Source organism: Corynebacterium sp. ES2794-CONJ1, assembly GCF_025660615.1.
Lineage (GTDB): Bacteria > Actinomycetota > Actinomycetes > Mycobacteriales > Mycobacteriaceae > Corynebacterium.
On sequence record NZ_JAOTIM010000001.1, the window covers coordinates 107,298 to 120,806 of the forward strand.

12 protein-coding genes are annotated in these 13,509 nt (G+C 52.5%); 6 read left to right on the forward strand and 6 right to left on the reverse strand.

Translation table 11 applies throughout. The annotated features are described in order from the left end of the window. Positions 1 to 36 precede the first annotated feature (36 nt). From N7326_RS00510 to N7326_RS00520, 3 genes are all read right to left on the reverse strand, one after another. Positions 37 to 1,176, reverse strand: a complete 1,140-nt coding sequence (locus N7326_RS00510; RefSeq protein ID WP_259076893.1) for an SPFH domain-containing protein — start codon at positions 1,174 to 1,176, stop codon at positions 37 to 39. A 6-nt stretch (positions 1,177 to 1,182) separates the two neighbouring features. Further along, positions 1,183 to 1,611 carry an NfeD family protein gene (locus tag N7326_RS00515; RefSeq protein ID WP_259076891.1) on the reverse strand — a complete coding sequence of 143 codons (429 nt, stop codon included), beginning with the start codon at positions 1,609 to 1,611 and terminating at the stop codon, positions 1,183 to 1,185. A gap of 62 nt (positions 1,612 to 1,673) precedes the next feature. Next, on the reverse strand, positions 1,674 to 2,477 hold the full coding sequence (locus tag N7326_RS00520; protein WP_411512282.1) for a DUF3097 domain-containing protein: 804 nt from the start codon (positions 2,475 to 2,477) through the stop codon (positions 1,674 to 1,676). 47 nt (positions 2,478 to 2,524) lie between these two features. On the opposite strand from N7326_RS00520, the gene N7326_RS00525 reads away from it, so the two are divergent. Then, a complete protein-coding gene (locus N7326_RS00525) occupies positions 2,525 to 3,244 on the forward strand; it encodes a hypothetical protein (protein ID WP_259157784.1) in 720 nt (239 codons plus the stop codon). Here the strand turns inward: N7326_RS00525 and N7326_RS00530 are convergent. From N7326_RS00530 to N7326_RS00540, 3 genes are all read right to left on the reverse strand, one after another. Beyond that, positions 3,199 to 4,275 carry a ferrochelatase gene (locus N7326_RS00530; protein ID WP_259289222.1) on the reverse strand — a complete coding sequence of 359 codons (1,077 nt, stop codon included), beginning with the start codon at positions 4,273 to 4,275 and terminating at the stop codon, positions 3,199 to 3,201. The genes N7326_RS00525 and N7326_RS00530 overlap by 46 nt on opposite strands. 125 nt (positions 4,276 to 4,400) lie before the next feature. Next, positions 4,401 to 6,119, reverse strand: coding sequence for a DIP1281 family NlpC/P60 protein (locus N7326_RS00535; RefSeq protein ID WP_411512283.1), 1,719 nt, complete (start codon positions 6,117 to 6,119; stop codon positions 4,401 to 4,403). 384 nt (positions 6,120 to 6,503) lie between these two features. After that, a complete protein-coding gene (locus N7326_RS00540) occupies positions 6,504 to 6,983 on the reverse strand; it encodes an Rv1476 family membrane protein (protein ID WP_259157783.1) in 480 nt (159 codons plus the stop codon). A gap of 395 nt (positions 6,984 to 7,378) precedes the next feature. On the opposite strand from N7326_RS00540, the gene acnA reads away from it, so the two are divergent. The 5 genes from acnA to N7326_RS00565 all read left to right on the forward strand — a co-directional run bounded on the left by acnA (position 7,379) and on the right by N7326_RS00565 (position 13,309). Beyond that, entirely contained in the window at positions 7,379 to 10,153 is a 2,775-nt protein-coding gene (gene acnA / locus N7326_RS00545) for an aconitate hydratase AcnA (RefSeq protein WP_263088002.1), read from the forward strand. Between the two features lie 115 nt (positions 10,154 to 10,268). Further along, positions 10,269 to 10,838 carry a TetR/AcrR family transcriptional regulator gene (locus N7326_RS00550; protein ID WP_259076874.1) on the forward strand — a complete coding sequence of 190 codons (570 nt, stop codon included), beginning with the start codon at positions 10,269 to 10,271 and terminating at the stop codon, positions 10,836 to 10,838. Positions 10,839 to 10,856: 18 nt separating this feature from the next. Continuing rightward, the gene (locus tag N7326_RS00555) at positions 10,857 to 11,594 is read left to right on the forward strand and encodes a glutamine amidotransferase-related protein (RefSeq protein WP_259157781.1); all 738 of its coding nucleotides are present in this window, start codon (positions 10,857 to 10,859) and stop codon (positions 11,592 to 11,594) included. A gap of 68 nt (positions 11,595 to 11,662) precedes the next feature. Then, positions 11,663 to 11,932: an ACT domain-containing protein gene (locus N7326_RS00560; RefSeq protein WP_259076869.1), complete on the forward strand. Its 270-nt coding sequence runs from the start codon at positions 11,663 to 11,665 to the stop codon at positions 11,930 to 11,932. A gap of 12 nt (positions 11,933 to 11,944) precedes the next feature. Beyond that, positions 11,945 to 13,309 carry a PFL family protein gene (locus N7326_RS00565; RefSeq protein WP_259076858.1) on the forward strand — a complete coding sequence of 455 codons (1,365 nt, stop codon included), beginning with the start codon at positions 11,945 to 11,947 and terminating at the stop codon, positions 13,307 to 13,309. The last annotated feature ends 200 nt before the right edge of the window (positions 13,310 to 13,509 follow it).

A 13,509-nucleotide genomic window follows, 5' to 3' on the forward strand; every position in this document is an offset into this window, starting at 1 on the left:
CACACCAGTGCAGCCTATATAACTAAAACTCTAGTTCTAGGAAGTTTCGGGCAGCTGACTCGTCTGAGTGGGAAGACCCGGGATGGGGTTGACCTCATCCACAGGTTTCTGCGCCACCGCATTTGCCGCCGCTAACGCTGCCTCGATCTCGGGATTAGAGCTTGCCGATAACCATTCCTCAGGCACGTCTTCTTCTTGGACCGGCTCGGATTTCTGCGCTTCGTAGCGGAATACTCCATCCTGATCTTTATCGCCAAAGCTCTTGGCGAAGTGCTCAAGAGCGTCAGAGAACTGACTTGGGATCATCCACATCGTCGAGCCTTCATTGCTGGCCATCTTCGGTAGCTTATCCAAGTACTGATAAGCCAACACTTCCGGAGTGAGCTCGGAGCGCTTAATTGCGGCATTGATTTGAGTGATGGCTCGCGCTTCACCTTGAGCTTCCAAGAACTTGGCTGCCCGAGTACCTTCAGCTCTCAGGATGGCTGCCTGGCGTTCGGCCTCGGCGCGCAAAATAGCGGCATGCTTCTCACCCTCAGCGCCGAGGATTCGCGCTTGCTTTTCACCTTCAGCGGTGCGGATATCGGATTCACGACGGCCCTCAGCAGTTAAGATCATGGCCCGCTTCTCTCGATCTGCCTTCATCTGCATCTCCATAGACTGTTGAATAGATGGAGGGGGATCGATCGCCTTGAGCTCGACGCGGGAAATTCTCAGGCCCCACTTGGTGGTGGCCGCATCAAGCTCGCCTCGCAGCCGACGGTTGATGACTTCGCGGCTAGTGAGAGTCTCCTCCAGGGTCATACCGCCTACGACATCTCTAAGAGTGGCAACAGAGATTTGCTCAACACCAACAATATAATTATCTACACCGTAGATAGCCTTGGCGGCATCATTGATTTGAAAGGTAACGACGGTATCAATAGCTACCGTCAAGTTGTCTTGAGTAATAACAGCTTGCGGAGGGAAGCTCACCACTCGTTCACGAGTGTCCACGCGTTGGCGGACACGGTCGATAAACGGTATTAGTAAAGTGATACCGCCTGAGACCGTACGCGTATAACGTCCCAGTCTTTCAATTACTGCCGCTTCGCCCTGAGGTATCAGAACCACTGCCTTAGCAACGGTCACGATGATCAAGACAATCAGGACCCCGAAGAGTATGAGAGTAACCATTATGTTCTACACTTTCCAGACCACGGCAGTCGTAGACTCAATGGAAATCACTGCCACGGTATCTCCTTCTGAGAAAGTGACACTAGGGTCGAGACTACGTGCGGTCCATATTGATCCATCTACCTTGATTTGACCACTGTGCGCTGTTATAGCTTCGACAACGAGAGCGTGACTGCCCTCTAACGCTTTGGGACTGGTATCGAGGTAGACATTCTGATTGAGGAAGCGGGTCTTTAATGCTGGCTTGAGAAATATCAAAAGCATAAGAGAGAAGACTCCAAAACTTATGATCTCTACGCCTACTGGAATACCTAGCAAGGCGACCACTCCGGTTAACAGCGCCGCACTTCCCAGCATCATTAACGTCAGCTCCCCGACCGCCAATTCGGCGACGAGGAGAACTAACCCTGCAATAACCCAGATTAAAGAGCCCACACGGTCAGTCTACTCGGTTGAACTGAAAAATAGCAGGAGTCCGTAAGGGCACTGCGATATCTCTAAAGAAGATCCGACTTTTTCAATTCAGGGTTAGTGACAAAATCGACGAGCCGTTCGACTGCCCCGATGAGATGAGAATCAATATCTCGGTAGCTGTGCACCGCTCGGTACACTCTATTCCACCCTTCTTTCGGATCGGACCAGTGCAGACGCTCACACACGCCCATCTTCCAGTCTTCTCCGAAGGGAATATCGGGCCAGTTCCTCAACCCTAGGCGTTCAGGTTTGACCGCTGCCCAGATGTCAATATATGGGTGTCCTGTCACCAGCACATCCTCGCCCACGGACTGGGTCAAGCGCATCTCCTTTGATCCTTTTATAAGGTGATCGGCTAGTACCCCGATGCGTCGTCCTGGTCCTGGGCGGAATTCTTGCAACCTGGCGGATAAGTTATCCAGACCCTCGAGATATTCCACCACTACGCCTTCGACCCGGAGATCATGACCCCAAATCTTTTCCACGATTGCAGCGTCATGGATACCTTCGACCCAAATACGAGAAGGGGCGGCGACTTTCGCACTGAGGTTTTCCACCACCGTAGATCCCGAATTTGAGCGACGTGGCTGCTGCGCTGCGATTTTTCGTTTCAAGGTCGCCCGTTGGCCTTCGATGAGAAAGGCGCCCGGTCGTAGTTTGAAGAGTTTCTCAACCCCACGCCGATCTTCCAGGCGGATGAAATCACCATCATAGGTCTTCTCGAAACCTATGATTGCGCCCACAAAGCCATCAGCAAGCACCTCGACGACCGAACCGATGGTTACCTCTACCTCAGGGTAACGAGGTCCCTTTTTTTGCTGAAAAATATCCCCGTAATTTCTCACGATCACTTAGCCTACTAAACTCATGGAGAATGAAAGATTTCTACTCGCCTCTTCAAAATATAACCCTGTGGCTCGGGGCCTGGTTTTATGGATTCGAATCCTTTGACAGCCTTAAAGATGCCCTAGGCGACCTCGGAGGCGCACACTCGCTGTACGACGGCGAGGAAAATCTGCTTGAACTGCTGAAATTCCTTAGACAAAAGATGCTCACCTCGGCAAAACCACCAGTACTTATGGCCCTCCTTGGTGGTCCTGGTGATCCTATTCCCGCACCTTTAGGAGTCAATGAAGCCTTATTGATCGGGCATCACACACTGCTCATCCCCCATCAGCGTGCTACGGGAGTGGAATGGGAGGCCGCCCCATACCAAGGTCGCCCGCTTTCTACTATTAGTCTGGGGGAAGCTGATACCCTGTTGCGGGAAGCCACCGCCCGGTCTGCGGACTATATCGAAGGCCGAGATTCGCTGCTACAGCATCAATCGAGCCAGCCCCGCCTTCTAGTGGGGACTCTCAGTGACTTCTATGAAAATCCTGGCCTGCCCGCAGATCTGCCGCCGCGGGCCGGTCAACTAATCGCGCGCGCCGACCGTGTAAGTGCCATTGTGGAGGCAGTCCACATTCGCTACGACCACCACGCTTTCGATCCTCAACTCCTTAGCTTGGCAAAATATATCCGACACGCTCGGATGGCTGCTATAAGTTATTCCTTGGTCGAGTGGGGGCGCCGTGCCGGCGGACAACATTGATACTCACAGGCAGCTCCATTTAAGGTAACTCCTTTCGATATCACGGTACCTGAATGCTGTGCAGGACATTTACCCAGACTTTCGTCGATGAGATCGACCACCATTGACGCAAATTCCTGAGTGTGCCCGACGGTTGGCGCCCGTAAGATCGTCATATTCAGCCGCTGCGCATCGTCGCGGACTTCGTTATCTAGATCCCACACAACTTCCATATGGTCTGAAATGAAGCCGATTGGGCACACCAGAATATTGTTGACGCCTTGATCGTTAAGCTGCTCAACGTGATCTCGTATATCGGGTTCAAGCCACGGTATCCGACCATCACCGGAGGCTGATTGCCACACGACGTCGTAGTCCTTGAAGTCTACCGCGTGAGCGACAAGGCGGGCCGCTTCGTGAATTTGCCGAGAATACAGATTCCCATCCGCAAATGTGCCAGAATTTTCGTCGGCCACCATGGGAATGGAATGGGCCGTAAAAACCAGGCGAAGATCCGATGGTGGGATGTTTAGGGCTTGAAATTTTGCGAGAGTATCGCGCACCGCATGAGCATTCGCGGCTATAAATTCTGGATGATCATAAAATTGCCGCAGCTTGATAAAGTCGACTGATGGTAGTGAGCGTTCCGCGAGATGCTCGCGTAGCGCGGAGATATCCTCGTTATACTGCCGGCATCCCGAGTACCCACCCCATGCACTCGTCGCGAAAACTGCTACAGTCTTGTGCCCATCGCGAGCGATCTCTTCTGAGGTGTCAACGGCAAAGGGGTGCCAGTTCCGGTTTCCGAAGTAGACGGGAAGTTTGCGCCCTCTGTGTGATAATTCCGATTGGATATTTGCTACTATTTCTCGGTTGCAATCGTTGAGGGGACTGTATCCGTCAAAATGGTGGTAGTGGGTTGCCACAACTTCCAAACGCTCGTCGGGGATTCCGCGGCCGCGCGTAACATTGCGCAGAAAAGGCATCACATCTTCGGACTTCTCTGGGCCACCAAAACTTAACAGCAAAAGAGCATCAATAGAAAGGTGCATAGGGATGACTCTAACCCATCCTAATACCCTGAAGCGACATTTCTGCCCCACCGCGGCATCCCATATTCTCAGCCCGCCACCTTTACCGTTGAGGTGGCGGGCTGAGAATATTTAAAATGCGCGAGTTAAATTAGACGCACAGCGTACGGACTCATACCACCCCAGCGTACATCGGAGATACGGACGGTTGAACCAGATTGGGGAGCTTCGATCATTGTGCCATCACCGAGATAGATAGCTACGTGGTATTCAGCGTTGGGTCCGTAGAAAATGAGGTCACCACGCTGCATATTTTTGGGGTCGATCTTGGTGCCGTGCTTGTATTGGTAGCCAGTATAGTGTGGCAGATCGAAGCCGGCGGCGGCGAAGGCGTAGATGACCAGGCCCGAGCAGTCGAAACCAACCTTATTAAAGTCGCCGTAGCTATCGGCGGTTCCGCCATCACGGATTCCTTTCGTAGGGCCATTCACGTTGCCACCACCCCAAGCGTAAGGGGTCCCGATCACGCTCTGTGCCCTGGCAATCACGGCTTCGATGCGTTCGCTCCTTGAACCGTCGGTGATGATGTCATTACCGGTTGGAGTTTCGTCCGCAATCTCATCGAGTTTAACGAGGAGATCCTGGATAGCGGAATCTAATTCGTCGTCAGCGACCGCCGAGGCTTCTGGGGAACTAGGGCTTGAATTACTAGAATCCTCTGCTATATCCTCAGCGCTTGGCGCAACCGACTCTTGAGGGATGTCTTGGGGTGCGGCTCCCTGGTCTGGGGTATCGGAGGCTTTTAGGAGTTCATCGGCTGCGAGATTAACCAGCTCGAGTGCCTGCTTTTCGGCGGCTTGGGCTGCAGCTGCCTCCCGCGCTTGCTCGGCGGCTACCTCGGCCGCAGTTTCTTGGGCCCTGCGCGCTGCCTCCGCTTCAGCTTCAGCGGCAGCACGCCGCTCCGCTGCCTCCTTTTGTGCGGCGCGTTCCTGTGCTTGTGCTTGTGCCTCTCGGGCTGCCTGGGCCTGTGCCTCGGCTTCTTGGCGTTCCCTTTCTTTTCTCTCCAGTTCTTGTTGTGCAGCTACTCGCGCAGCCTCGGCCCGCGCTGCCTCAGCCTCTTTGGCCTTGCGTTCGGTTTCGGCTTTTTCAAATGCTCGGTATTCCTCACGTTGGGCGTAGAGAGCATCGGCCGTGCTGCGCGCCTGACTCAAACGTACCTGGGCGGCTGAGCGGTCGGCCTCGAGGCTCTGACGTTCCATGTGTCGACGCTCGAGTTCTTGAGAGTTTTCGCGTATTGCTCGCTCCGCATTTTCCTTGGCGTCGAGAGCGGCCCGCTCCTTGGCCTCAGCGATATTACGCGCCTCGCGAAGGAGAGATTCCTCATTAGCCTGTTGAGTGCGAAGTCGATCCAGTTCATTAACGACTGTTCTCTGCTTTTCAGCGCGGGTGCGAAGGAAAGTCTGGCGAGCCAGTGCGTCCTCAGACGTTGTGGTTCCCGCGAGTCCCCCGACAACTCCCGTGGCGCCTTTGCGATAGGTTGATCGAGAAATCTCATTGAGCGATTGCTGCGCGTGAGTGAGATCAGATTGGGTCGACTCTAAGTTACTGCGTGCTTGAGCGACTTTAGCACGTGCTTGGTCAGCTTCGTCTTTAGCTCGGTGATAGTCAACGATGGCCTTATTAACGCCCTCACGCAGCTTACCCATCTCCAACTCAACTCGAGACAGATTGGCTTCACTATCTAAAATTGCTGCCACTAAAGCTGTCACGCTTGACTCGGCATCGCCAACCTCGCTGTGCGCAGTTGCTATCGCCGAGTCGGAGGGATTGGTAGGCACCGCAACGGCCATCAACTGTGATGGCATAAGTAGGGCAGCTACCGAGGCCGCGGTTAGGATACGCCCAAATTTGCGCACGAAAACTCCTCGTTCAAAATTGTCAAGCCCGACAATATGGCTGTTTGCGACGTGCTTCCCCACATGTGCAAAAAAACGACCAATGATAGTCAAGCTTCTGGAATCGACTCAAGAGTCAATACACAAACAATAAGGCAATTCCTTCACCACATGCACCATGCTTCGATCCAGTCACAAACGCAACAGCACACCTCTTCTGAAACAATGCATGATTGAGCTGCGAAAACGATGTAAATTTGAGGTCAAAGTGATATTGATTACATTTTGGACGTTTATCGGCGCGCCTACCCCACAAAATAAAGAAGAAACTGTCAAGCACACGTTGACAGTTGTCTAGTCCCAAACCTTGATTTTACGGATACTTCCTATAATTCCAGCAGCAACTAAGCTAAAAACTAGGACGGGTACAAGGGGGGCAGACAACATAGGATTACCCCCAGCGAGAGTATCGGCAAAGGCCGTAATATCACCGGCGTAGTCGGTGCTTTGAACCAAGCTAAACTTGGCCGACTCGATTTCCGCGCGGCTCAACGTTGTACTCACAACTCCGCTACTATCGGGGCTTCTGACAATCACCAACTCATATCCTCCCGCATCCAGAAGGACCTGGCCTATATCCCGTAAATCAGCGGGCTGTGGTGGGGTCTGATCTACTACCACGACTCCAACCGGCGAGACCATCGTCTGCTCTTCGAGATAGAGCTTGGCACTTTCAAGAGTGCCGTGGAGGTTGTCATCTTGAGTTTCTAAGGCCACATCATCCTCAGCAAGCTGCCGAGCGAGATCATTCATATCAATAGTAGAAGGGATCATAGAGCTAAACTTTCCTTCCGATTAAGCCAGTGCCTTAGACAGCATAGAGCATGGTGAGTACCTCAACTTATGCCACAGGGTAGCACAATCCACGCGATAGCAGATCCACGCATTAAACAGAATCGACAGCGTTGGCTGGTGCACAAATTGGAGGGGTATAGGTACTCCTAGAATGCGTCACGAGCTGGGTTTTTATTGGTATATGTAGCGATTATCTTGGAGGAGCTGAATTTATTTGCTCGATTTGATTCTAACTCCGGCCAACAGAACGCTTGTACTGTTATAATGAGCGTCACGCGACGCGACCAAAGATTTTCCAGCCGAAAAAGCCTCAAGTGTCGCACCTGATACTAAGATATTCGAAACCCAATCCCTATCAACCCTGGAGCTATATAGTGACCGTTAGCAAAGACTCTTTTCATGCCCGCAAGGCTCTCGCAGTAGGTGAAAAAACCTATGATTTTTACTCTCTCGACTCCGTGCCTGGTTTGGACAAGCTGCCCTACTCACTCAAAGTGCTTGCGGAAAACTTGCTCCGGCACGAGGACGGCGCCAATATTAAGGCTGAACATATTCAGGCTCTCGCCAACTGGGACCCTCAGGCGGAACCTAGCGTAGAGATTCAATTCACTCCCGCTCGTGTACTCATGCAGGATTTCACGGGCGTTCCCTGTGTGGTCGACCTTGCCACCATGCGCGAGGCGGTCAAGACTCTCGGGGGCGATCCCGATAAGGTAAATCCGCTCAATCCCGCCGAAATGGTCATCGACCACTCGGTTATTGTCGAAGCTTTCGGTTCCAACGACGCGTTGCAAAAAAATGTTGACATTGAATACGAGCGCAATGAGGAGCGCTACCAGTTCCTACGCTGGGGTGCCGAGAATTTCTCCAATTTCCGTGTTGTTCCACCAGGAACAGGGATTGTGCACCAAGTTAATATTGAATACCTTGCCCGCGTCGTTTTTGACAATAATAACGTCGCCTATCCCGATACCTGTATCGGCACAGATTCGCATACCACCATGGAAAATGGTCTGGGCATTCTTGGCTGGGGCGTCGGCGGTATTGAAGCCGAAGCCGCTATGCTCGGACAACCAGTCTCCATGCTCATTCCAAAGGTTGTAGGCTTCAAACTCACCGGAGAGATCCCAGCAGGAGTAACCGCTACCGACGTAGTTCTCACCATCACCGAGATGTTGCGCGAGCACGGAGTTGTGCAGAAATTCGTAGAATTTTATGGGAACGGGGTCAAATCTATCCCGCTGGCTAACCGCGCAACTATTGGCAATATGTCGCCAGAGTTTGGCTCCACGTGCGCAATTTTTCCTATCGACGAAGAGACCACCAAATACCTGCATCTAACAGGCCGCTCCGAAGAGCAGGTAGCCCTCGTCGAAGCCTATGCAAAAGCTCAAGGGATGTGGCTTGAAAAAGACGCCCCGGAAGCCCTCTATTCCGAGTACCTCGAGCTAGATTTGAGTACCGTAGTACCTTCACTCGCCGGTCCGAAACGCCCTCAGGACCGAATTCTGCTATCTGACTCAAAGCAACAGTTCCGCGCAGACCTACCGACCTATACTGCCGATACCGACACCCTCGAGCCGGTCCGCCTTGAGGGCGCGTTCGAGCGCACTGCTAATTCCTCTCGTTCCGGCAACGGAGAGAGCGCCGCTTTAGCGAATACAGGTCGCCCATCTCGACCCGTGGTTGTTACCTCACCAAATGGCGGCGAGTTCACTGTTGACCACGGCATGGTCGCTATCGCCTCCATCACGTCGTGCACCAATACCTCAAACCCATCAGTGATGATCGGGGCCGGCCTCATCGCCCGTAAAGCGGCAGCCAAGGGGCTCAAAGCAAAACCATGGGTAAAGACCATCTGCGCTCCTGGATCCCAGGTTGTAGACGGTTATTACCAGCTAGCAGATCTCTGGAAGGACCTCGAGGCCTTAGGATTTTATCTATCCGGTTTTGGGTGTACCACCTGCATTGGAAATTCGGGCCCCCTACCGGAAGAGATTTCAGCTGCAATTAACGAATACGATTTGGCTGCCACAGCTGTCTTGTCTGGAAACCGCAACTTCGAGGGCCGCATCTCTCCTGACGTGAAGATGAACTATCTGACGTCCCCGATCATGGTTATTGCCTATGCTATCGCTGGCACGATGGACTTTGATTTCGAGACCCAACCTCTTGGAGTCGATCAGGACGGAGCCGAGGTATTCCTCAAAGATATCTGGCCCTCTACCGAAGAGATCGAGGAGACGATCGCGCAATCGATCAGCCGCGAACTTTACGAAGCAGATTATGCAGACGTCTTCAAGGGGGACAAGCAGTGGCAAGCACTCGATATCCCCACTGGGACCACCTTCGAGTGGGACGACGACTCCACCTATATTCGCAAGGCTCCATATTTCGACAATATGACTGTAGAGCCTGAACCTGTTACTGATATTGCAGGCGCCCGCGTCCTAGCTAAACTTGGCGACTCAGTGACCACAGATCACATCTCCCCTGCTTCTTCAATCAAGCCAGGCACTCCCGCAGCCCAGTACTTGGACGAGCACGGTGTCGCCCGAGAGGACTATAATTCCCTCGGATCACGCCGTGGAAACCATGAGGTCATGATGCGCGGAACCTTTGCCAATATCCGCCTCCAGAATCAGCTCGTCGACATCGCGGGTGGCTACACCCTCGACTTCACACAGGACGGTAACCCTCAAGCGTTTATCTTCGATGCTTGCCAAAATTATAAGGCTCAAGATATTCCTCTGGTTGTGCTCGGAGGCAAAGAATACGGAACCGGGTCGTCGCGAGACTGGGCTGCTAAAGGTACTAGTCTTCTTGGCGTAAAAGCCGTGATCACAGAATCTTTCGAAAGGATTCATCGCTCCAATTTGATCGGAATGGGCGTGATCCCCCTGCAGTTCCCGGAGGGTGAGTCGCACGAGAGTCTCGGTCTGACTGGTCACGAAATTTTTGACATTGAGGGAATCGCAGCCATGAATTCGGGGGTTACCCCTGATACCGTCAAGGTCACAGCCCGCTTAGATGGCGAGGTTGTCGCAGAATTCGACGCGATCGTACGCATCGACACTCCAGGGGAGCTCGCATACTACCTCAACGGCGGCATCTTGCAGTACGTGCTTCGCAATATGGCTAAGTCATAGGAGTCAGTTCGCTGTGGGATTGAGGACGATCCCAATCCTGAGGGAAGCCAGATGGCTTCCCTCAGCCTCCCATAAATTTCGAGCTTTAACGCACTGAAAAATAAAGGACTTCGCGATGCCTATTGTGTCCGATAGCGAACTCATCTCGCGACGCCAAGATATCCTCGATGGCGCCAGGCGCTGCTTTGCCGAATACGGCTACGAAGGGGCCACCGTGCGTCGATTGGAGCGATCAATTGGCAAATCACGTGGAGCGATCTTCCATCATTTTAAGGATAAGGAAAACCTCTTCCTCGCTCTTGCTCGCGAAGATGCCGAACGGATGGCGGAGGTTGTAAGCAAAGACGGATTAGTCGAGGTGATGCGCAGTATTTTGGAGAATCCCAAAGACTATTCGTGGTTATCCACGCGGCTCGAAATTTCAACTATGCTACGCACTGACTCTAGTTTTCGGCAACGGTGGATTGAACACCAACGCACTCTAGACGATGCCCTGCGCGAGCGGCTGCGCCTCAACCTGGAAAAGGGCGGCTTGCGTACTGACGTGAGCTTGGAGGTTTTACATACATATTTGGAAACGGTATTCGATGGGCTCATAACGAGGCTATCGTCAGGAGCCGACACCACCGACCTGCAAGCTATCCTACAAATTGTAGAAGGTAGTGTACGAAGTAGTTCTTCATAACCTACAATAAGACTTCTTATGGCTGATTTTCTTTTTGTATCCTTGCGCCAAGGTAAAAGTGGACACCCAGTCGCCTTATCCGAGTTTGCTGACTTTCGGCGGGCGAGCAACCTGGGAGCCTCTGACATCGACCATATAATTTTAGAATCCGAGCGCGACACAATTGGGGACACCTCGCAGTACGCAGGCATAATAGTCGGGGGAAGTCCTCTCCACGTCTATCCTGAACCGTATTCTGTATACCAACAACACGTGCACCGTCAGCTCGATATGCTGATCTATGGCGATAAACCTGTCTTTTTAATATGCTTTGGCGCTGGCTACTTGGCGCACGCCACTGGTGGAACTGTCGCCCGTAAGCACCCCGAAGAAACCGGTATTACCGTTGTTGTCCCCGCCTCTCAAACCGACCCCATCATGCAAGGCCTGCCAGCGAGATTCCAGGCGCTTACCGGCCATACGGAAGCCATCGAGACTGTCGGCCCAGAGGTTGAGGTGCTAGCTTCTGGACCTAGTTGCCCGTACCAGCTGATCCGTTTCCGCGACCACGTCTGGGCCTCCCAGTTTCACGGAGAGATGGACTACGAAGGGGTCAGGGCTCGCATGAGCTTCTATATGCACAGTGGGTATTTTGATCCACAGGATTTTGACAAGATTCTCCAGTCTGTCGAAAACTTTGACCCACGCTGGGCGAGACACGTCCTGTGCAATTTTATCGCCCACTCGCGCAGCCTCACCGCTACAGGCCCCCGTTAATTGTGCTACCCAACGCCGGGTTCTTCTGGGGTCGATGAATATTCTCAAAACCCTGTAACATACTCCCTATGTTTGCCATTATGACCGTTACCGGTATAGATCATACGGGGATTATTGCCGCAGTATCGACAGCCCTAGCTGAACTCAATGTAAATATTCACAATGTGTCGCAGACACTCATGGAAGACTACTTCACCATGATTCTTCATGTTGCCTTCGATGAAGACTCCATTGATCTCAAAATGATTCAAGAACGCATGGAAGCGATTGAAAAGCGGGAAAAGCTGGTTATCAGAATCCAATCGCAGGCCATCTTCGATGCTATGAATCTCATTTAAAGAAAGATCGAGATGACTATTCAACATTCTTCCGATGCTGTACTAGAAACAATCGCCATGATCGAGCAGTACCGGCTCGATATCCGCACGGTAACCATGGGAATTTCACTGCTCGACTGCGTGCGCGGATCCATGCAAGAAACCTGCGATGCTGTTTATGAAAAAATAACAACCCAAGCAGCACACTTGGTAGAGACCTGCGTAGGTATCGAGCGCGAACTTGGTATCCCGATAGTTAACAAACGTATCTCTGTCACCCCCATTGCTCTGATTGCTCAAGCCCACAAAGAATCTCCCCTGCCACTGGCCCATGCACTCGATCGCTCAGCCAAGACGGTAGGTGTGGATTTTGTAGGTGGTTATTCAGCCCTTGTAGAAAAAGGCATGACCGCTGGGGATCGGCGCCTAATCGAGTCCATCCCACAAGCGCTCACAGAAACCGATCTGGTGTGTTCGAGTGTAAATATCGCCTCATCGCGTGCCGGGATCAATATGGATGCGGTGGCCTTGATGGGCAGAGTTATCAAAGAGGCAGCGGAGCTGACCAAAGAGCGCTCCGCTATCGCCTGCGCCAAGCTCGTAGTCTTTGCCAATGCTGTGGGGGATAACCCCTTTATGGCTGGCGCTTTCCATGGTGTCGAAGAACCAGATTGCGTGGTCTCCGTAGGTGTATCCGGCCCTGGCGTGGTTAATCGGGCTCTGGGAGATCTCAAGGGCGCTAGCCTTAACGACGTGGCTGAAGCCATTAAAAAGGCTGCATTCAAGATTACTCGTACGGGTCAGCTAGTAGGTACCATGGCAGCGCAGCGGCTTGGTATCCCGTTCGGAATTGTCGATCTGTCCTTAGCCCCTACCGCTGAGATCGGCGATTCTGTGGCTCTCATCATGGAAAATATGGGGCTGGATCAGGTGGGGACTCACGGCACAACAGCTGCGCTTGCTCTACTCAATGACGCTGTAAAAAAAGGCGGTATGATGGCGTGCTCACGCGTTGGAGGGCTGTCCGGCTCCTTTATCCCAGTATCTGAAGATAAGGGCATGATTGACGCAGTTCGGGCCGGGAATATCAGTATCGATAAATTAGAGGCGATGACCTCAATCTGTTCGGTAGGTCTCGATATGGTGGCGATCCCGGGCGAAACTTCAGCATCTCTCATTTCTGGGATGATTGCAGATGAATCAGCTATCGGCGTGATGAACCACAAAACCACCGCTGTGCGCGTTATACCAGTCCCTGGGACCAAGCCTGGCGACGAAGTTAATTTCGGCGGGCTGCTAGGCTATGCGCCCGTTATTCCAGTGTCTCAAGTAGATAACTCTCAGTTTATTTCACGTGGCGGTTTTATTCCCGCCCCGCTGCACGGACTAAGAAACTAAACGATCGTTCTCACCGTCTCGCAATGAACCTCCTTCTTATCATGGGAGGTTCATTTTTTTAGGCCACGGCTGAGAAAAAGCATGGGTCCGATGATGTCGATGAGCGTAATAAAAAACCAGCGTCTTTTTGATCCGCGGATTCTGTCATGCGGAGTGTAATAGAGAAAGTGCCATGCTGTGAGGGCAGCACATAGATCTAT

Excerpts from the sequence above, each read along its gene's own strand:
- N7326_RS00540 (WP_259157783.1), bottom strand. The coding sequence starts at position 6,983 with ATGATCCCTTCTACTATTGATATGAATGATCTCGCTCGGCAGCTTGCT.
- N7326_RS00530 (WP_259289222.1), bottom strand. The coding sequence starts at position 4,275 with ATGCACCTTTCTATTGATGCTCTTTTGCTGTTAAGTTTTGGTGGCCCA.
- N7326_RS00550 (WP_259076874.1), top strand. The coding sequence starts at position 10,269 with ATGCCTATTGTGTCCGATAGCGAACTCATCTCGCGACGCCAAGATATC.
- N7326_RS00555 (WP_259157781.1), top strand. The coding sequence starts at position 10,857 with ATGGCTGATTTTCTTTTTGTATCCTTGCGCCAAGGTAAAAGTGGACAC.
- N7326_RS00535 (WP_411512283.1), bottom strand. The coding sequence starts at position 6,119 with ATGCCATCACAGTTGATGGCCGTTGCGGTGCCTACCAATCCCTCCGAC.
- N7326_RS00565 (WP_259076858.1), top strand. The coding sequence starts at position 11,945 with ATGACTATTCAACATTCTTCCGATGCTGTACTAGAAACAATCGCCATG.
- N7326_RS00560 (WP_259076869.1), top strand. The coding sequence starts at position 11,663 with ATGTTTGCCATTATGACCGTTACCGGTATAGATCATACGGGGATTATT.
- N7326_RS00525 (WP_259157784.1), top strand. The coding sequence starts at position 2,525 with ATGAAAGATTTCTACTCGCCTCTTCAAAATATAACCCTGTGGCTCGGG.
- N7326_RS00510 (WP_259076893.1), bottom strand. The coding sequence starts at position 1,176 with ATGGTTACTCTCATACTCTTCGGGGTCCTGATTGTCTTGATCATCGTG.